Origin of the sequence: Cellvibrio sp., from assembly GCF_046347455.1 — a bacterium.
Lineage (GTDB): Bacteria > Pseudomonadota > Gammaproteobacteria > Pseudomonadales > Cellvibrionaceae > Cellvibrio.
In genome coordinates this window covers 167,479-187,157 of the sequence record NZ_JAXMGC010000007.1, presented here as the reverse complement: position 1 = coordinate 187,157, position 19,679 = coordinate 167,479, and the positions used below count along the sequence as shown (strand labels likewise).

Below are 19,679 nucleotides of genomic sequence, written 5' to 3'. Positions count from 1 at the left end.
GCGCAATCTAAAATGACTCCCACTCATCGCTCTCATTGACAGCTTTGGGCAATTTCTTTGCTGGTTGCGGTAAAGATTTCTTTGATGGTACCCGCGCACTCAACGCAGGCCGGTGCTCTTTAAAACCACTTTCCTCTGCCAAACGAAATGCAGCCACACGCTGTGTTAAACGTTCGGCCTGAGATTGCAAGCTTTCGGCAGCGGCCGCCGCTTCCTCTACCAAGGCAGCATTTTGCTGGGTCATTTCATCCATCTGCGATACTGCGGTAGAAATTTCTTCAATGCCGCTTGATTGTTCCGCCGAGGCTGCCGCAATTTCTGCCATGATATCGTTGACACGCTTAATTGCAGTCACAATCTCTTTCATTGTGTCGCCAGATTTTCCAACCAGCGTATTTCCACTTTCAATTTTTTTCACCGAATCTGAAATGAGCGCTTTAATATCTTTTGCCGCATTGGCAGATCGCTGCGCAAGTGTCCGCACTTCCGATGCAACCACTGCAAATCCACGACCCTGGTCACCTGCCCGCGCAGCTTCAACGGCTGCATTTAGTGCGAGAATGTTGGTTTGGAACGCGATGCCATCTATAACACCAATAATGTCTGATATTTTTTGCGATGAATCATTAATAGCATTCATGGTAGTAACGACTTGGCCTATCAAAGCACCACCGTCTGTGGCTACGGCTGCCGCTTTTTCCGCCAAGACATTAGCTTGTTTCGCGTTATCCGCATTGAGTTTAACCGTAGAGGTTAGCTCTTCCATGCTAGACGCAGTTTCTTCCAAGTTAGCGGCTTGCTGCTCGGTTCGAGACGAAAGATCACTATTACCTGTTGCTATTTCATTAGCGCCACTGGAAATTTCTTCGGATGCAGCTTTGATTTGCTGCACTATATCCACCATGGTATCCAGCAAAGAATTGACACCCGCGCTGAGCGCTTCAAGTGCGCCGGTTTTTCCCTGCAGGGAAACACGAGTGGTCAAATCATTTTGAGTCGCGGCGCTGATGGCCGTCTGTACATCTTCTACTGTTTTTTGAAGCTGAATAGATGCATTAACTTGTTCCGTTACATCGGTCGCGTACTTAACGACTTTGAAGGGTTTATTGTTTGCATCAAAAATAGGGTTGTAACTGGCCTGAATCCAAACTTCTTTTCCACCGCGCCCAATACGTTTGTACTGCCCCGCTTCATATTCCCCGCGACTGAGCTTCTCCCAAAACTGCTGATACTCGTGTGATTTTTGATAGGCTTCTTCCACAAACATGCGATGGTGACGGCCTTTTATATCTGACAACTGATAGCCAAGTGCAGCAAGAAACAGATCGTTAGCGGCTATAACGGTTCCATCCAAATTAAATTCGATAACCGCTTGCGATTTGTTGATGGCCGCTAACTGGCCTGAGTAATCTGCATTTTTTAAGGTTTCTTCCGTAATATCTGTTGCATACTTAACTACCTTAAACGGGCGATTGTTGGCATCCAGTATCGGGTTGTAGCTCGCTTGAATCCAGACCTCTTTTCCGCCTTTGCCAATGCGTTTGTATCGGCCCGCATCGGGTTCACCGCGCCCCAAACGCTCCCAAAACTGGCGATATTCATTTGTGTTTCTCGCGCTCGCATCCACAAAAATACTGTGATGCTTGCCTTTAATTTCATCCAGCTGGTAACCCATCACGCTTAAGAAATTTGGGTTGGCATTTAAGATAGTTCCATCCAAGCCAAATTCTATTACCGCCTGCACTTTGCTAATAGCGGCGAGCTGCCCTACGAAATCCGCATTTTTGGTAACCTCTGCCGTTATGTCCGTAGCGTATTTAACGACTTTATAGGGGCGATTATTTTCGTCGAAAATCGGGTTGTAACTCGCTTGAATCCATACTTCTTTCCCGCCCTTTGCAATACGCTTATATTGGCCTGCGTCGAATTCACCGCGCCCAAGTTTGTTCCAGAACGATTTATAATCCGGGCTTTGACGATAGCTTCCCTCGACAAACATGCTGTGATGTTTTCCAACAATTTCGTCGAGACTGTAGCCTAATGTTTGCAAAAAGTTATCGTTTGCCGTTAACACTACACCATCTAACGAAAACTCAATCACAGCTTGCGATTTATTAACCGCAGCTACTTGGCCGCGTAAATTTGCTAATTCCTTTTTATCCACGGAAATTTTTTCGGAATCACCGCGTTCAAATATACGATCTAAAAAGTTCATACTGTCCTCTTCCATTTTCGGTCTGGAACCGACCATTCGAAATTGTGATATACCACATCCTAACTATTCATGGCTAAAACGATTCCCACTCATCATCCTGGTTTTGAGGTGGTGTTAATTTTTTGGTAGGCGCAGCAGGCGCTGATTTTTTAGGCGCTGCAGCTAAACGTTTAGCGGGTGCCGCCGCTACTGTGCGCCCAGTGTCATTAGCAAGGCGGAACATAGCAACGCGTTGTGTAAGCTGGTCTGCTTGCGACTGCAAGCTTTCAGCTGCTGCTGCAGCTTCTTCAACCAAGGCGGCGTTTTGCTGTGTCATTTCATCCATGTGCGATACCGCAGTGGATACCTCTTGAATGCCACTTGATTGCTCAACTGAGGCCGCAGCTATTTCCGCCATGATGTCGTTCACGCGTTTAATGGCGCTCACAATTTCTTTCATGGTGTCGCCAGATTTTCCAACCAGCGTATTTCCACTTTCGATTTTTTTCACCGAATCTGAAATAAGCGCTTTAATGTCTTTCGCCGCATTGGCAGACCGCTGCGCAAGTGTGCGAACTTCGGATGCAACCACTGCAAACCCACGGCCTTGGTCGCCAGCGCGTGCAGCTTCAACGGCTGCGTTCAACGCGAGAATATTGGTTTGGAAGGCAATGCCATCAATTACACCAATAATGTCGGAGATTTTTTGAGATGATTCATTAATAGCGTTCATGGTGGTGACTACTTGGCCAATCAACGCGCCACCATCGGTTGCTACAGTTGCTGCCTGCTCAGCCAAGACGTTAGCTTGCTTGGCGTTATCCGCATTTAATTTAACGGTAGATGTAAGCTCTTCCATGCTGGACGCGGTTTCTTCCAAATTCGCCGCTTGTTGTTCAGTACGCGAGGAGAGATCAGCATTGCCCGATGCAATTTCACTGGAGGCGGTGTAAATCGTATCGGCAGCTACGCGAATTTCGCCGAGCATTTCACTCAAGCTATCCGTGGTTTGGTTACAGTAATCCTTCAAATCGCCAAAGGTTCCGAAATACTCCGCAGTAATTTTTTCGGTAAGATCGCCTTTGGCAATAGCGCCAAGTACGCGGTTAACATCAGACAAACCAACATCCGCTGTTTGTGTTAATTGGTTCAAACCTTCCGCCAATTTAAGGAAGAAGCCTTGCTTATTTTGCGTGGCAATACGCGATGTAAAATTACCGCGCGCAGCAGCTTCCACCAATTCGCTCACTTCGCTTTCAACGGCGACTTCTTGCGTGCGATCAAGCCACTCCACTACAGAACCTAAGCGCGAGCCATCTTTTGCGAAAATGGGGTTAGCTACTAAGCGGAAATGGCGTTTACCCACGACTATGTTGCTGGTGTAGGTTGAGCTCAGCGTTTCCAATAGTTTCATTTGATGCGCAGGATTTTTGTGGAATATATCCATATTGCTGCCGATAATTTTATCGACCGCAAAGTGAGGCAGAACAGATCGAATGTCGGCCTCTGCTACACGCAACATCGCCTCCACAGACTTGTTCATATAAATGATTTTACGTTCAGTATCAGCGATCATTATGTTGGTTGTTGCGGTTTCCAACGCGCCTAACAGACGAGCCATTTCATGTTCGAGGGCAACTTCTTTGGTGCGATCAATCCATTCAACTACAGAGCCCATACGGTTACCGCTTTCATCGAATATAGGGTTCGCAATCAAACGGAAACTTAAGCCTGCAACAACTATATTGCCGGTATAGGTGCTTGTAAGCTGACTTAACAATTGGCTTTGATGACCGGGATTCTTGTGAAAGATATCCATGTTGCTGCCAATAACTTTATCCACCGAGAAATGCGGCAAGGCTTTCCGCAAATCGTTTTCCACGCGACGCAACATGGCTTCAACAGATTTGTTCATGTACAAAATGGTTCTGCTGTTATCCGCCATCATCACATTAGATGACGTTGAGTCGAGCGCTTGCTTGATTTTAAAATTGTCTGCAGATGCTTCCATCCCAGACTTTATTGCCGTAACCATTTCAGAAACTGAACTCATTACGCTGCCATCGCGTTTATTCTGAATGTTCACATTTAGATCACCGCGGGCTACCGCGCTGGTAATTCGTTTTAGCTCTTCCGGGTCTGCACCCAAGCCGTTAATAATAAGTTTGGAGAAATAGATTGAGAAAAATACAACTGCGCCACCGGATATGAGCGCCACTATAATCAGCATGGTGGTATAGCTACCCACTGTAGCTATACCTTCATCTTTGGCTTTATCGGCAATTTTTGAGGCTTTTTCTGTTAGCTCGGCAACTATTGCCTCGTGCAGATCGTATTCTGCTTTGGCTTGGCTCAGACCAAGAACAAGCGCTTGTTCATCGCCACGCTTGGCGGGTTCCAAAACCCCTTCTTCAACGAGCTGGACATATTTGCTGCCCTGTGGGACAAGTTTTTTAACAACAATTTCTTGCAGCTCCGCAGGAAGCAATGTATCGCTTTTCCACTTCTCACCCGCTTTTGTAAAATCATCCAAATGCTTTTTAACTTCTTTAATCAGCGCTGCTCGCTCAGCTTTATTGACCACAATCTGATTCGCATGCATGGTAGCTTCCAGCATAAACATAGGCGGAGGTTCAATGTCCGCTAGAAACATATTACTGGCTACGATTTTTTTGAATGCTGTGCTACCAATCGAAGCATTCTTTCCTATCAAGTATCCGGTGAAGCTTAATAGCAATACAGCGAGAATTGCCGTTGCAGCCATTACATTTAATTTTGCCTTTAAACTAATGTTCATTGCCTTATTCCTTCTCTTCTACTGTATTGCGCTCAAATAAACCCATCTCTTCACTGGATATGAGTTCGTTTATATCAACAAGAATAATCATTTGCTCATTGATGGTTGCAAGCCCAAGCAAATAGCGGCTATCAAATGCAACACCAAATTCTGGCGGCGGACGCATTTGATCTTTGCTGAGATTCACCACATCCGATACGCCATCCACCACAATTCCCACAATTCTGTTATGAATATGCAATACGATTACGATAGTGAATTCGTCGTATTTGGCCTGCCCCACATTAAACTTAATACGCAAGTCCACTATAGGAACTATGTCGCCGCGTAAATTAATAACGCCTTTTATAAAAGCGGGTGCATTGGCAATTTTGGTGACCGATTCGTAACCGCGAATTTCTTTTACGGTGAGTATATCCAGAGCGTAATTTTCATCACCCAAGGTGAACGTCAGGAATTCCTGATTCGTTGTCTGTGTTAGCGTGCCTTCAGTCATACTTAACCTCTGCATTAATCATTTAATTTGTCTATTTCACGCTTTGAGGGGCAACAGAAACGGAAAGAGACTCAACGTCTAAAATTAGCGCCACACTTCCATCACCCATAATGGTTGCTCCGGCAACTCCCTGTACCCGTTTGTAATGCTGCTCCAAGCTTTTAATAACAACCTGCTGTTGACCAACCAAGGCATCTACAAATAACGCGAAACGGTTTTTGTTTGCCTCAATCAATACAGCAATACCCTTGTGCGCATCGGTAAATTGCGGTTCCAATTGCATTGCTTTGTATAAGGGGAGAATAGGCCAATATTGATCGCGCACCAGTAAGAGTTGGTCATCTCCTACTAGGGTTTTAATATCTTTTTCGGCGGGCTGCATGGACTCCACAATATTCACCAATGGAATAATGAAGGTTTGATCTCCTACTGAAACGCACATGCCATCCACTATCGCCAGTGTTAATGGCAGGCGTATGGTAAATGTTGCGCCCACCCCCTCTTCGGATTCGATATCAATGCGCCCGCCGAGCAACTGCACATTACGCTTAACAACATCAAGCCCTACCCCACGCCCTGATACATCAGTTACTTGCGATGCCGTTGAGAATCCCGGTGCAAAAATAAGTTGCCACACTTCGGCATCGCTCGGGCTTTCGCTGATTGAAATATTTTTTTCGCGCGCTTTTGCCAAGATTTTTTCGCGATTTAATCCGCCGCCGTCATCGCTAATACTGATGACAATATTGCCGCCTTGTTGCGAGGCTTTTAGCACGACCGTGCCGGTTGGATTTTTATTGCGTTCAGCGCGAACCTCTGCGGATTCGATTCCGTGATCGATAGAGTTGCGAACGAGATGTGTTAATGGATCGACTAATTTTTCGGTAAGCCCCTTGTCTAATTCGGTGTCTCCACCCTCAATCACAAGATCAATAGATTTCCCAAGTTTTACCGAAAGATCGCGCACAACGCGAGGAAAGCGATTAAACACAAATGAAACTGGCAGCATGCGAATAGACATGACGGCTTCTTGGATTTCGCGCGTGTTACGCTCCAATTCAGCGGCAACGCTTTGAAATTTTTCACCTAAAGCGCCATCAATACTTTTACCAATCAAATTGAGCATAGATTGGGTGATAACAATTTCGCCGACCAAATTAATAAGCTGATCGACTTTCGTTACATCTACACGAATAGAACTATTTTCGCTGGAAGAAGTTTCCGTTGTTTTTGCTTTCGCGGTTGAAGCGGCAGGAGCTGCGTTTGCATCGGCCTGGGTTAACTTAACGGAGGTATTAGCAGTGGGAGAGGTTTGATGAGTTTGTTCGGGGGCCTGTTCTAATTGTTCAGGCGCCGCAGATGCTTTTTTCTCGGTAACTTTTTTGGTTGATTTTTTTTGTTTTGGCGCAAGTTCATCATCAAAAAAGCCGTAGGCATCTTCTAAATTCGGGATCACAGGGTCACCGAAAAAGCCAAAGCCATCTTCAACACTCATACTTGGCTCGGTGAAAAATCCGAAGCCTTCGTCCTCATTGGAGGCAGTTGGGCCAGGAGATTTGGTTACAGCTTCGAGCCGCTCACAAATTTGGTTGGCTCCCGCCCAATCAATCTGTGTGCCGGATTTGTAACTATTTAAAATCCCCTTGAGCACATCAACGGAGCCAAGAAACAAATCGACCATGGACGGGTTTATAGCGAGCTTGCCTTGACGCACATTGTCTAACAAGCTTTCCATAATATGGGTTACAGAGCCAAGTGCATCGAACCCGAAAATACCGCTACCACCCTTTATAGAGTGTGCCGCCCTAAAAATACTGTTAAGTTGTTCAGAGTCTGGATTTTCCGTATCTAAATCCAGAAGGAGATGCTCCATTTCATCAAGATGTTCCTGACTTTCATCGAAGAACACCGAGTGAAACTGTTTCATGTCGATAGACATAACGGCCTTCCAGTGCAATGTTGATTTTATAACTTATGACTTCAACTGCTTAGCCCAATACTTTGCGCGCAACCTCTAATAATTTGGACGGATCAAATGGTTTAACCATCCATCCTGTGGCACCCGCTGCGCGCCCTTGAGCCTTCATGCTGTCACTGGCTTCTGTCGTTAAAACTATGATTGGTGTTTGTGCGTAAGACGCTAAGCCCCTCAAAGATTTAATTAAACTCAATCCATCCATATTCGGCATATTTTGGTCGGTAAGTACAAAATCAAAACTTGCTGTCTTGCAAAGATTAAATGCTTCCAAGCCATCTTTTGCAGCTGTAACCATGTAGTTTGCTGACTTAAGAGTTGCTTCAACCATTTGGCGAACGGATGCCGAATCATCAACAATTAATATGCGCTTAGTCATAACAATGCCCTGCGTTAGTTCCGTGTAATATCTAAAGATTATTTAATAGTAGCTCGGATTTTGTTACCCGGAGGAAAAATTTCAACGGACTCTGAAAGCTTGCGAATGAGCTGGTTTCCACGTCCGGAGTATTTATGGCTCGCAGATTCTTCGCCCTCTTTTGGATCATAACCGGGGCCGCTATCTTCTACTTCAAGCAAGAATCTCCCGCCGGACTGATCGCGTTGCCAGCGAATAGAAAGCTTTACAAAATCCTTGTCGGTAAGCGACTTAAGCCGCTCTTCACGTTGATGAAAGTATTCAGCAAAACCATCTGCACTTTCTTTGAGGCTTGAAGATAATCCAAGCACGCCATGATCAAGCGCATTGCTTACCATTTCTGCAAGAACGGCAAATATTTTTTGGCAGACTTGTTGGTCAACGCCCACTTGTTGTAAAAAATGATTGCATAGAGGTGGTATTTCGCAGCCTTCAAGTTGGCATCCAGAAAGTTGGACACTCCACTCAAATTGGTCATCGGAATCGGCTGGGAGAGGGTTGCTGCTCACTGATGCAAGCTGATCATTCATATCCTTAAACAACATAGACGGTCGGATGAGACAAGTGGATACGTCGTCACTATAGGCGCTATGCCCCGCATGCTCGAATAAACTTACAGACAATGACTCCAACAAATTTTCTGGCTTCGACTCTATAAGTTGTACCAAGCGCTCAAGTGAGTAAGCTTCTTGTGCTTTATTTTCTTGTTCAATAAGTCCGTCGCTATAGGCGAATAAAAAACCATCTGGAGGTAAATCAATGGTCGTAACACTCGCATCAAAATCTTGCTCATCCAGAATTCCCAAAGCCATGTGCGTCGATTGAAAGCGGTGTACAACCTTACCATTTTCTACCCACAAGGCTGGCGGCATTCCGCCATTCCAAATATTGAACTCACCCCTGAACGGATTAATTTCAATGACAATTGCCGCAACAAATCTATCGTCCGGCGTATCGGCCACCAACTTTCGATTAAGTTCAGTTACGATTTTTTGCACATGAAAACCTTTGGCAACCATGCTATTAAAGATAGTTACCACAGGCATGATCGTAATAGCTGCGGAAAGCCCGTGTCCTGTTGCATCGGCCAAAATAAAATAGAGATTCCCACCGGGGGATTTTTTTACCAGCATCATATCGCCACTAAATGCAGCGAATGATTTTAGCCAAATCTCAACTCCATCGTATTTGTGCGAGTTCTGGCGCAATAAATATTCGTAGGTGAATTTTGCAATTTGCTCTTCGCGCTCTGCTTCCGCCTTAAAAGCTTCGAGCTCATCATTTTGCGCTTTGATTAATTTCTGCATGGCTACCGATTTAATTAGTGCAGAAACTTTTAAAGCCAAGAGCGATAAATTCACCGGTTTAATAATATAGTCGTCAACACCGCCCAAAAAACACTGTTCAAGAAATTGCGGCTCTTCGTTGGCGCTAATCATAATTACTGGCGGCCTACGTTTGTAATTACTTAAGCCTGATGATGTGAGCAGATCCATACCAACACCATCGCCTAACTGATAATCAAGCAGAATGAGATCAAGATTAGGATCAGAGCTTAGAATTTGTGTGGCGTCATATAAACTGTGTGCGGGAATGGTTTCCAATCCTTTGGAGTTTAAAAAACTGCAAAATAAATAATTGAGCATTTCGTCATCGTCGACGACGAGAATACGAGAGGCTTTGCGGTATTCGTCAGGCATGAAATACCTACAGGAATTCAAACATTTTTTGCATGTTAGCCATTTTCAAAATTTCGTCGGTTGCGCCGCGAGCACCTTTCACTCGAACTTTTATTTGTTGCGCAGCCGCTCTTTTTTGAAGCAGCACCATCATCCCAAGCGCAGATGAATCCAGATATTCGACTTGACTGAAATCCAACAGAATTTCTTTGCAGGTTCCATTTTCAAGGAGCCGGGTATATTGCTCACTAAATTGACGATGGTATGAATAGTCGAAGGATGCGGGTAGACGTAAAGATTCTGTCTCTGACATACAAAGAACCTTATTTAATTTCAATCAGTTTTTGTAAATTCGCCAACATGAGTATTTCTTTAATACTTTGCTTCACGAAAGCCATGGTGATAGTTGCTCGCGCGCTCAGCGCTTTTTTATGGGCCATTACCAATAAACCGATTCCAGCACTGTCGATATAATCCATATTGACGCAATCCAAGGTCACCACCCCGCCGTCGCCACATTTTGAGAAAATATCAGCCAATAAATTATTGAACTCAGAGCTTGCACTGTAATCAAATCGCTTTGGCATTTTTATAACGTTTGACATAGAAAATTTTCCTTGGATTTTCAAACCTAAAATAATTCGACTTCGCCGCTTTGCATGGATGATGCGGTGACTGGGCTATGATTACGACGATCAACGGAATTACGGAATTTTTTTAGCTCCGCAACGAGGCTTGCCTCTAATGCAGGTAAACTCGGCGCGCCCAAGCGCATTGTTTCAACGATGGGTTCTACCGAATGCATGTGATCACGCGAGTGGCGGATATTTTGAGAGGCAATATCTTCAAACTGTAAACCGCGCATTGCTTCATGAAGCGCCTGCGACAGGCTGGTGGAAATTTGATTCAAGTTACTTGCAACAATCTGATCACTTTTGGCTTTTTCCACTAATTCACTGATTGCGATTTCTACTTCACGCTTCGCATCCAAAACATAAGACATGTCTTGGGATGCAACCATGCCGACTTCCTCGGTGAGACTGCTAATCGCATTATTAACGTTATTAAGCTGCGCCTGAATTTCATTGCTAAAGCCCGCGGAACGACTTGAAAGTGCGCGAACTTCATCAGCTACTACGGCAAATCCGCGACCGCTCTCCCCAGCTCGCGCAGCTTCGATAGCAGCGTTTAGTGCCAGCAAGTTTGTTTGAGCAGCGATTTGGTCAATATCCTTCAGCGCTTTCATCACCAGAGGCATTTGGTTTGCGATGTAAGTGACTTTTTCTACCAAATCCATGGAGGCCGCGCTCATCTGTACAGTGGTATCGACGAATCGGGCCAAGGTGTTAGATGTATTTTCGGCAAAGGTGCTCATCTTGGAGCCAATGCTGGCGCTGGAGGAATGTTGCTCGCCTATATCAACCAGCAAACACTTAATTTGGTCTTGCTGCTGATCTAGTAGCTGGCGCAACCCTAAAAAAGCAGTTGTGAGTGTTTTGATTGCATCTGACTGTATGCTTAAGAGCGAATCCATTTCACGCGAGGTGTTGTCCATAGTCCCCTTAAATGCGGTAGCGACCTGTGACATACATTCCCTAACATCTCTATCCAACCTTTTTAACTCGCTCGATTCACCAACTTGAGCATTCGCCACTGATTTTTCCATCATCATGACAACAGCTACCATACCCACAGCAACAGCAACAGCGCCCATTAATGGATGCAAATAAGCGCTCAAGGCCCAACTGATAGCTGTTGTAACTGCAACAAGAATATATCTGGACTGCATTTCAGAATCCGACAAGACACGAATAGGTGCGAACTGGGTATTGGTATTTTCCGAGCTAGCGATCGGAAGCCCCGTTAATTACCTAAAGCCTAGCAGGAAATTTTTGACGTGCAGAAAATCCTAAGACGAGTTTTGCCGACTTGTCGCATAAATCATCTTTTTGAGGAATATGCGGTACTCAATGCGCAAAAAAAAACGGAGCTCATTGGCTCCGTTTAAATTGAAAACTCGAATCGACCCGTTTATTTCAAATTTAAGGCCTGCTCTTCAATCTTGGCTTTCCAGATTTTGGGGCCTGTGATGTGGACAGATTCACCGCGGGAATCGACCGCCACAGTAACGGGCATATCTTTCACGTCGAACTCGTAAATCGCCTCCATTCCCAATTCGGGGAAACCCAACACCTTCGCTGATTTGATCGCTTGCGCCACTAGATAAGCGGCACCCCCAACGGCCATAAGGTATACAGACTTGTTGTCGCGAATCGCGTCTATGGCAATTTGGCCGCGCTCGGATTTACCGATCATGCCCAGCAAGCCAGTTTGTTCAAGCATGGTACGAGTGAACTTGTCCATACGTGTTGCGGTAGTTGGGCCTGCTGGGCCAACGACTTCGTCACGCACCGGGTCAACGGGGCCTACGTAATAGATGAAACGCCCTTTCATATCCACTGGGAGCTTTTCACCTTTGGCGAGAAGATCGGTCATTTTCTTATGGGCGGCATCGCGGCCGGTCAGCATCTTGCCGCTGAGCAAAATGGTTTCGCCCGTTTTCCAGGTTTGTACTTCTTCTGGAGTGACTGTATCGAGATTTACGCGGCGAACGTCTGCACCAGTTTCCCAGGTAATTTCTGGCCAATCTTCAATAGAGGGTGGCGTTTGGAAGCTTGGGCCTGAGCCATCCAACACAAAATGCGCGTGGCGAGTTGCTGCGCAGTTGGGGATGATAGCGACCGGCTTGTTAGCCGCGTGAGTTGGGTAGTCTTTTACTTTTACGTCCAACACGGTCGTTAAGCCGCCAAGACCTTGGGCACCGATGCCCAAGCGGTTTACTTTGTCATACAACTCCAAACGCAATTCTTCGGCGCGGTTGCTTGCGCCGCGTGCTTGCAGGTCTTGAATATCAACTGGCTCAAGCAAAGCTTCTTTAGCAAGTTGCATTGCCTTTTCAGCAGTACCGCCGATGCCGATTCCGAGCATACCGGGTGGACACCAGCCAGCGCCCATTTCTGGAACCACTTTTAATACCCAATCCACCACTGAATCGGATGGGTTGAGCATAGCGAATTTGGTTTTTGCCTCCGAACCGCCGCCTTTTGCCGCTACATGAACATCGACCGTGTTACCGGGCACTATGTTGTAGTGGATGATTGCTGGGGTGTTGTCACCGGTGTTTTTACGGGCACCATCCGGGTCAGCCAAAATAGACGCGCGCAAGACGTTATCGGGATTTTGATAAGCACGACGCACACCTTCGTTAACCATGTCCGTCAGGCTCATTTGCGCATCCCATTGCACATCCATACCCACGGTCACAAACACAGTCACAATGCCGGTATCCTGACAAATCGGGCGGTGCCCCATAGCACACATGCGCGAGTTAATCAGAATTTGCGCCATCGCATCTTTAGCGGCTTTATTTTCTTCGCGCTCGTAGGCTTGATGAACCGCCTGAATGAAATCGACGGGATGGTAGTAGGAGATGAATTGCAAAGCATCGGCAATGCTGTCGATGAGGTCCTGCTGACGGATGATGGTGGGCATGGGAGTTCTCTTTTGGATAACTGCGGGGGTTACTCGGAAGGGGAATCGTCATCCCCCGCTACGCGAGGATGACGATTCCCTTCTTAATTCGATAAAACAACTTAATTCTTAATACCAAGCTGCTGCTTAATCTGCAGCAAATCGCGGTTGATGGTGCGACGGTTATCGTCAATTGCATCAATCGCTTCTTCGGTTTTGGTAATGCGTGACGCTAAACCTTCAGCGCTTTTAACCTGATTAAGCATAGCGTTTACGCTGGCCGATACATCGGCAATTTTTTTGCTTTGCGCAGCGATATTTTTTTCTACCGAATCAAAGTGCGGTGCAATTTCATCAAGCGTCGCTTTGTGAGCGAGAGAGTCTTGTTTAAGAGAAGTTGCATCGCCCTTCAGGCTCGTGATTTCAGATTTGGCACCATCCAAAGATTTACCGAGGGAAGCCAATTTAGCTTCGTGATCTGCATTGAGCTTACGTAAGGTCTCTTGCAGTTTTTTCACATCGCTATCGACTTTTTGTAGATTGATACCTAAAGCGGTAACCGATTGCGTCGATTCGCTCGAGGTTACATTGAGCTGGTTTTCAAGCTGCTGAATACGCGCAGCATCTTTCGCAATTTTGCCGTTGGCTTCCATCAACTCGAAACCTAAAAAACCGGCACCGAGGACGCCAACGATAGCAACCAACAATGCAATCAATGGTAAGGAGCTGGATGAATCACCGGAAGAACGACTCACGCGCGGCTCATCATAAACCGGAGCCGAACGGCGAACGGGAGCTTCATCGCGTTCAACATCTGCACCGCGAGATGGGGAGTTGCCGGACAGGGTGGGTTCTCTGCGTTCCATAATGCAATCTACCTAAAGGAATAATGAAATTGGGGCGCATTTTATAGCAGCCCATGCAACAAACAAAGAACAAAAAAAACGAGCCTTGTAGGCTCGTCCTGAGCGGGTTATCCCATAGGAACCCGCCACGTTTGAGTCGAGCTCCGCTTTTGGCTAGCTCAACCGCGCATTAAGCGCCTGTATTACTTTGCGTAATTGGCGTTTACGAATTCCCAGTTTACCAACGCCCAGAAAGCGTTCATGTAAGTTGGGCGAGCGTTACGGTAATCGATGTAGTAAGCGTGTTCCCACAAATCCACGGTCAAAATTGGGGTAACAGAAGCATCTGTCAAAGGGGTAGCCGCGTTGCTGGTGTTAACGATAGCCACAGAACCGTCAGCTTTTTTCACCAACCAAGTCCATGAAGAACCAAAGTTATTGATCGCTGAGTTGGTGAATTCTTCTTTGAATTTGTCGAAAGAACCGAAGGCTTTGTTGATTGCGTCTGCAACTGCACCCGTTGCTGCGCCGCCGCCATTTGGACTCAAGCAGTGCCAGTAGAAAGTATGGTTCCAAATTTGCGCAGCGTTGTTGAATACACCACCAGAAGAAGTCTTAATGATGTCTTCCAGGCTTTTGCCTTCAAACTCAGTACCAGGAATCAAACCATTCAACTTATCAACGTAAGTTTTGTGGTGTTTGCCATGGTGGAATTCCAAGGTCTCAGCAGAAATGTGCGGAGCCAAAGCGTCTTTTGCGTAAGGTAATGCGGGTAATTCGAAAGCCATGAGGATTCTCCTAGAAATATAGAGTGTGTATTACAGAACAGGTCTAATTTTTGACGGGGAGTCGTCATCCTCGCGTAGCGGGGATCCAGCTCTTAAAAACATGGATCCCCGCTACGCGGATGACGACTCCCTTTTAAATTCCAAATTTACCGAACGGCGAGAGTAGCGCATAAAACAAAAAGCGGCCACAAGAGCCGCTTTTTAAGGTGAGGCTTAGAAACCGCCCATGCCACCCATACCGCCCATGCCACCCATATCGTGGCCACCGCCGGCAGCTGGTTTGTCTTCCGGCAAGTCAGCAACCATAGCTTCAGTGGTGATCATCAGGCCAGCAATAGAACCTGCAGCTTGCAATGCAGAGCGAGTTACTTTGGCTGGGTCAAGAATACCCATTTCAATCATGTCGCCGTAAACAGACGTTGCAGCGTTGTAACCAAAATTGCCAGTACCTTTCTTCACAGAGTCAGCAACTACTGATGGCTCATCACCTGCGTTCGCAACGATTTGACGCAACGGAGCTTCCATAGCGCGGCGAGCAATTGCGATACCGGCGTTTTGGTCTTCGTTGTCGCCTTTTAAGTCTGCGATTGCAGCAACAGCACGCAACAATGCAGTACCGCCGCCAGGAACCACGCCCTCTTCTACCGCAGCGCGGGTGGCGTGCAGAGCATCTTCAACGCGTGCTTTCTTCTCTTTCATCTCCATTTCGGTGGCAGCACCTACTTTGATTACCGCAACACCGCCAGCCAATTTAGCAACGCGCTCTTGCAGTTTTTCACGGTCGTAATCAGAGGTGGTTTCTTCGATTTGAACACGGATTTGCTGTACGCGAGTTTGGATTTCGTCTGCTTTACCCGCACCGTCAACAATCACGGTGTTTTCTTTGTTCATGGTTACACGCTTAGCTGTACCCAAATGCTCAACGGTGGCAGATTCCAGATCCAAACCAACTTCTTCAGAAATTACAGTAGCGCCAGTCAATACGGCGATGTCTTGCAACATAGCTTTACGGCGATCACCGAAGCCTGGAGCTTTACAAGCAGCAACTTTAACGATGCCACGGATGTTGTTAACAACCAAAGTCGCCAAAGCTTCGCCTTCAACATCTTCAGCAACGATAACCAATGGCTTGCCAGACTTAGCGACACCTTCTAACACCGGCAACAATTCACGGATGTTAGAGATTTTTTTATCAACCAACAAAATGAACGGATGGTCGTGCTCAACGCTCATGCTGTCTTGGTTGTTGATGAAGTAAGGAGACAAGTAACCGCGGTCAAATTGCATACCTTCTACAACATCCAGCTCGTCAGTAAGGCTGGTGCCTTCCTCAACGGTAATTACGCCTTCTTTACCCACTTTTTCCATAGCTTCAGCAATCAAAGCACCGATTACGGTGTCGCTGTTTGCTGAAATGGTGCCCACTTGAGCAATAGACTTGCTGTCAGCGCATGGTTGAGAAATTGATTTGATGTGAGCTACAGCAGCAGTGATTGCTTTATCGATACCGCGCTTCAAATCCATTGGATTCATACCCGCCGCAACCGATTTCAAACCTTCGTTCACGATAGCCTGAGCCAATACGGTAGCGGTGGTAGTACCGTCACCAGCGTCGTCAGAAGCGCGTGAAGCAACTTCTTTCAACATTTGTGCGCCCATATTTTCAAACTTGTCTTTCAAGCTGATTTCTTTCGCAACAGAAACACCGTCTTTAGTAACGGTTGGTGCGCCAAACGATTTTTCCAATACAACGTTACGACCTTTTGGGCCAAGAGTTGCTTTAACGGCATCAGCCAAAATATTTACACCAACCAGCATACGTTGACGGGCGTTATCGCCAAATTTCACTTCTTTTGCAGACATATTCTTCTACCTTCAAAATTCGTTAACACGAGGAAATCTTTCGATTTCGGTTTTTTTATTTGGATTGAACGAGAATGCTCTCAGCAATTACACCAAAACTGCTTTGATATCGCTTTCGTTCAAAATCACTAATTCTTCACCGTCGACAACAATGGTGTCGCTGCCAGCATATTTGCCGAATACCACAACATCACCCACTTTCACGTCCAGAGGGCGCAATTCACCGCTAGCCAATACACGGCCATTACCAACAGCGAGCACTTCGCCTTGGTTTGGCTTTTCTTTAGCTGCACCTGAAAGGATGATGCCACCAGCAGTTTTGGTTTCTTCTTCTTTGCGGCGAACCACAACGCGATCATGTAACGGACGAATTTTCATGGACACAAGTCTCCTAACTAGCGTTATTAACAAATCTGAGGCTGGCCTCAGAAATTGAATACCTGAGGCTAGCCTCAGCGATGGGTTAATAATGACGATTTTGAACTCTTCAAGACCGCCAAGAGAACGAGTTGAATGACAACTCGCTATGGGGTGAACAGCAGATGGGGCTTGGTTTTGGGATTTCAACTGCGGAACGAAAAAAATTCCGCAGTGATAGTGAATTAAGTGGGATCTTTAGGGCTTTTGCCAGACGTTGGCTCAATAATCTCGCCTTCTATCACATCCTCATCTTTGGATTTTGATTGCAGACTGCGGTCGCTAGCAGTGTTCACCTTGGCACTACCGTCATGCTCATAAACGTTGCCGCCCGCAAAACTATCATTCGCGCCGGGCTTGCCGAATCCGCCCTGTCCAAAAACACCAAAACCGCCTTGCCCAAACCCGCCTGTTGCAAAACCCTGAAACTGGCCTTTCTCGGCAAGGTAACGCGCGAAGCCTTTGCGAACAAAGGGGATGAGGATAAGGATGGCGATAAGATCACTGAAGAACCCGGGAATAATCAGCAGTATGCCCGCGAAAGCCTTAACGATACCTTCCGCGATAGGCGCAAGCGGTGACTGAGCGGTTTGCGCGGCCTGAGCGGCTTTCATCATGGCGTTGATACCTTGGGCGCGCATGAGCTGCAAACCAAAAAAGAACCCAACAAACAACAAAATAAACGTGGCCCAGCCGCCCACGTATTCACTCATTTTGATGATCGACCAAATCTCAACAAACAAGAGCCCCAATAACCACAACAAACCTAAACGCATAATCATTCCTCATTTTCGGGCGGCCATCTTAGCATTGGAGATTGGGGTTGGTCAGGCTGGATTTGCACGCGGTAACTTGCTTGCTGAATTCAGCATCGACAAACACGGCGATCTTATTTAAGGTGAGCCATCGATATAACAGCCAGCCCCGCAAATTCCCATGCTCGAAACCCAAGAACAACGACGTGAAGCCATGTTCCTCGCACTTGCCCAAGTTCCCAAAGGCAAAGTGATTACCTACGGCAACTTGGCCAAGCTGGCAGGCATGCCGAATGGCGCGCGCTTGGCAGGGAGACTGATGTGCGGCTTACCTGCTAATTCACGTTTGCCGTGGCACAGAGTCATCAATTCACAGGGCAAACTATCGCTCCCCGAAGGTTCCGATGGCTACTGCGAACAACTCAAGCGCCTGCAACAAGAAGGCGTAGAGATTCACAACGGCAAAATCAAATTATCGCTTTACGCCTATTCCTTTTAATCAACGCAGCGCCATTCTATGAGCACAGATATTTCAACGCAGGACGACAAAAATAACTACAAAGGCTTGAAAGGAATTCAACGTGCATTCGCAACCCCCTCTGCTTTAACCATGTTGTTTTTGGGGATGGGTTCTGGCATTCCTTTTTTGTTATCCGGTTACACCTTGTCGACGTGGTTGCGCGATGAAGGCATCGCCCTGAGTACCATCGGTCTGGTCAGTTACGCCAGTTTCTTTTACGTGCTGAAATTTTTATGGGCGCCGCTGATCGACCGTTATCCCTTACCCTTTTTAGGCCGCCGCAGAGGTTGGTTAGTGGCATCGCAGGTATTGCTGGTTTTCGCGCTGGCAAGCATGGCGATTGCGGGGCCAAACTCCTCATTAATAACCTTTACTTTTTTAGTGGGGCTAACTGCTTTTGCGGGCGCAACACAGGATACAGTGGTAGATGCGTATCGCATTGAAATTGCGCCGGTTGAATCACAAGCAGCGCTAGCAGCGACTTACATTTTGGGCTATCGCGTGGGTTTAATTTTATCCGGCGCCATGTGTCTTTATTTAGCGGAACTCACGAGTTGGAAGATTGCCTATTTCGCCATGGCGGGATGCATTTTGTTACCACTGGTGTGCGTTTTTTTGTCGAAGGAACCTAACCCGACGAACGCACTGCACGTGCGTGAAATTCGCATTCAAGACGCTTTTATCAAACCCTTTCAGCAATTTTTTTCGCGCAACGGTATAGCACTTGGCCTAGCGCTTTTGGCGTTCGTGGGTTTATTTAAATTGCCCGATCAGATGATTGGTGTCTTAGCGGGGCCGTTTTATTTAGATTCAGGATTTACCAAAGCCGATATTGCCACTGTATCCAAACTTTATGGTGTGTGGATTGGTATTGCGGGAGCATTTTTAGGTGGAATTTGCGTTGCCGCATTTAATATTCGTTACATGTTGGTGGTTGCAGCAATTGCAGTTTCCGTTTCAAATCTTGCTTACTTATTAATGGCCTTTCACCCGGCGGAACAATGGTCATTTTTCGCGACGATTACGGCAGACAATGTGTCACAAGGTTTTGCGGGCGTGGTGCTAGTTGCGTTTATGTCGAGCCTGACCGATAGAAATTTCACAGCAACCCAATATGCATTACTCGCATCACTGGCAAATTTACCGGGCAAATTTATTGGCGGGGTTTCGGGTTACATTGTGGAGGCAACGGATTACCAAACCTTTTTTATTTTCAGCACCTTGTCGGTGATTCCAACTTTGTTGTTGCTGGCTTGGTTGTGGAAAAGAACGGGGCAGGAGTAAGGAACTTATTGTCGTAAGGGAGTCGTCATCCTCGCGCAGCGGGGATCCAGCCATAAAAAATCTAAGATCAAAAGCTAGATCTCCGCTACGCGAAGATGACGACGATAAACATTGAGT

17 protein-coding genes are annotated in these 19,679 nt (G+C 46.5%); 2 read left to right on the top strand and 15 right to left on the bottom strand.

The annotated features are described in order from the left end of the window. Positions 1 to 7: 7 nt before the first annotated feature. The 15 genes from U1F02_RS13770 to U1F02_RS13700 all read right to left on the bottom strand — a co-directional run bounded on the left by U1F02_RS13770 (position 8) and on the right by U1F02_RS13700 (position 17,779). Positions 8 to 2,215, bottom strand: a complete 2,208-nt coding sequence (locus U1F02_RS13770) for a methyl-accepting chemotaxis protein (RefSeq protein ID WP_409990981.1) — start codon at positions 2,213 to 2,215, stop codon at positions 8 to 10. Between the two features lie 73 nt (positions 2,216 to 2,288). Then, positions 2,289 to 4,991 carry a methyl-accepting chemotaxis protein gene (locus U1F02_RS13765; protein WP_409990980.1) on the bottom strand — a complete coding sequence of 901 codons (2,703 nt, stop codon included), beginning with the start codon at positions 4,989 to 4,991 and terminating at the stop codon, positions 2,289 to 2,291. Positions 4,992 to 4,995: 4 nt separating this feature from the next. Then, positions 4,996 to 5,487 carry a chemotaxis protein CheW gene (locus U1F02_RS13760; RefSeq protein ID WP_409990979.1) on the bottom strand — a complete coding sequence of 164 codons (492 nt, stop codon included), beginning with the start codon at positions 5,485 to 5,487 and terminating at the stop codon, positions 4,996 to 4,998. Positions 5,488 to 5,518: 31 nt separating this feature from the next. Further along, complete coding sequence (locus U1F02_RS13755) at positions 5,519 to 7,426, bottom strand: chemotaxis protein CheA (protein WP_409990978.1); 1,908 nt, start codon at positions 7,424 to 7,426, stop codon at positions 5,519 to 5,521. Between the two features lie 49 nt (positions 7,427 to 7,475). Then, the gene (locus U1F02_RS13750) at positions 7,476 to 7,841 is read right to left on the bottom strand and encodes a response regulator (protein ID WP_409990977.1); all 366 of its coding nucleotides are present in this window, start codon (positions 7,839 to 7,841) and stop codon (positions 7,476 to 7,478) included. Between the two features lie 38 nt (positions 7,842 to 7,879). Then, on the bottom strand, positions 7,880 to 9,580 hold the full coding sequence (locus U1F02_RS13745) for a SpoIIE family protein phosphatase (protein ID WP_409990976.1): 1,701 nt from the start codon (positions 9,578 to 9,580) through the stop codon (positions 7,880 to 7,882). A gap of 7 nt (positions 9,581 to 9,587) precedes the next feature. Then, complete coding sequence (locus tag U1F02_RS13740) at positions 9,588 to 9,872, bottom strand: STAS domain-containing protein (RefSeq protein WP_409990975.1); 285 nt, start codon at positions 9,870 to 9,872, stop codon at positions 9,588 to 9,590. 10 nt (positions 9,873 to 9,882) lie between these two features. Next, positions 9,883 to 10,164: an STAS domain-containing protein gene (locus tag U1F02_RS13735; RefSeq protein WP_409990974.1), complete on the bottom strand. Its 282-nt coding sequence runs from the start codon at positions 10,162 to 10,164 to the stop codon at positions 9,883 to 9,885. Positions 10,165 to 10,190: 26 nt separating this feature from the next. Next, entirely contained in the window at positions 10,191 to 11,348 is a 1,158-nt protein-coding gene (locus U1F02_RS13730; RefSeq protein WP_409990973.1) for a methyl-accepting chemotaxis protein, read from the bottom strand. A 242-nt stretch (positions 11,349 to 11,590) separates the two neighbouring features. Further along, the gene (locus tag U1F02_RS13725) at positions 11,591 to 13,111 is read right to left on the bottom strand and encodes a fumarate hydratase (protein ID WP_409990972.1); all 1,521 of its coding nucleotides are present in this window, start codon (positions 13,109 to 13,111) and stop codon (positions 11,591 to 11,593) included. A gap of 101 nt (positions 13,112 to 13,212) precedes the next feature. Beyond that, positions 13,213 to 13,956 carry a hypothetical protein gene (locus tag U1F02_RS13720; protein ID WP_409990971.1) on the bottom strand — a complete coding sequence of 248 codons (744 nt, stop codon included), beginning with the start codon at positions 13,954 to 13,956 and terminating at the stop codon, positions 13,213 to 13,215. Between the two features lie 182 nt (positions 13,957 to 14,138). Beyond that, entirely contained in the window at positions 14,139 to 14,723 is a 585-nt protein-coding gene (gene sodB, locus U1F02_RS13715) for a superoxide dismutase [Fe] (RefSeq protein ID WP_409990970.1), read from the bottom strand. 213 nt (positions 14,724 to 14,936) lie between these two features. Next, entirely contained in the window at positions 14,937 to 16,586 is a 1,650-nt protein-coding gene (gene groL, locus U1F02_RS13710) for a chaperonin GroEL (RefSeq protein WP_409990969.1), read from the bottom strand. Between the two features lie 87 nt (positions 16,587 to 16,673). Next, a complete protein-coding gene (locus U1F02_RS13705; RefSeq protein ID WP_409990968.1) occupies positions 16,674 to 16,964 on the bottom strand; it encodes a co-chaperone GroES in 291 nt (96 codons plus the stop codon). A gap of 224 nt (positions 16,965 to 17,188) precedes the next feature. Further along, positions 17,189 to 17,779 (bottom strand): FxsA family protein, encoded by a 591-nt coding sequence (locus U1F02_RS13700; RefSeq protein ID WP_409990967.1) that lies wholly within the window; start codon positions 17,777 to 17,779, stop codon positions 17,189 to 17,191. Positions 17,780 to 17,939: 160 nt separating this feature from the next. On the opposite strand from U1F02_RS13700, the gene U1F02_RS13695 reads away from it, so the two are divergent. Next, complete coding sequence (locus U1F02_RS13695) at positions 17,940 to 18,257, top strand: MGMT family protein (protein ID WP_409990966.1); 318 nt, start codon at positions 17,940 to 17,942, stop codon at positions 18,255 to 18,257. An 18-nt stretch (positions 18,258 to 18,275) separates the two neighbouring features. Further along, positions 18,276 to 19,562: an AmpG family muropeptide MFS transporter gene (locus U1F02_RS13690; RefSeq protein ID WP_409990965.1), complete on the top strand. Its 1,287-nt coding sequence runs from the start codon at positions 18,276 to 18,278 to the stop codon at positions 19,560 to 19,562. The last annotated feature ends 117 nt before the right edge of the window (positions 19,563 to 19,679 follow it).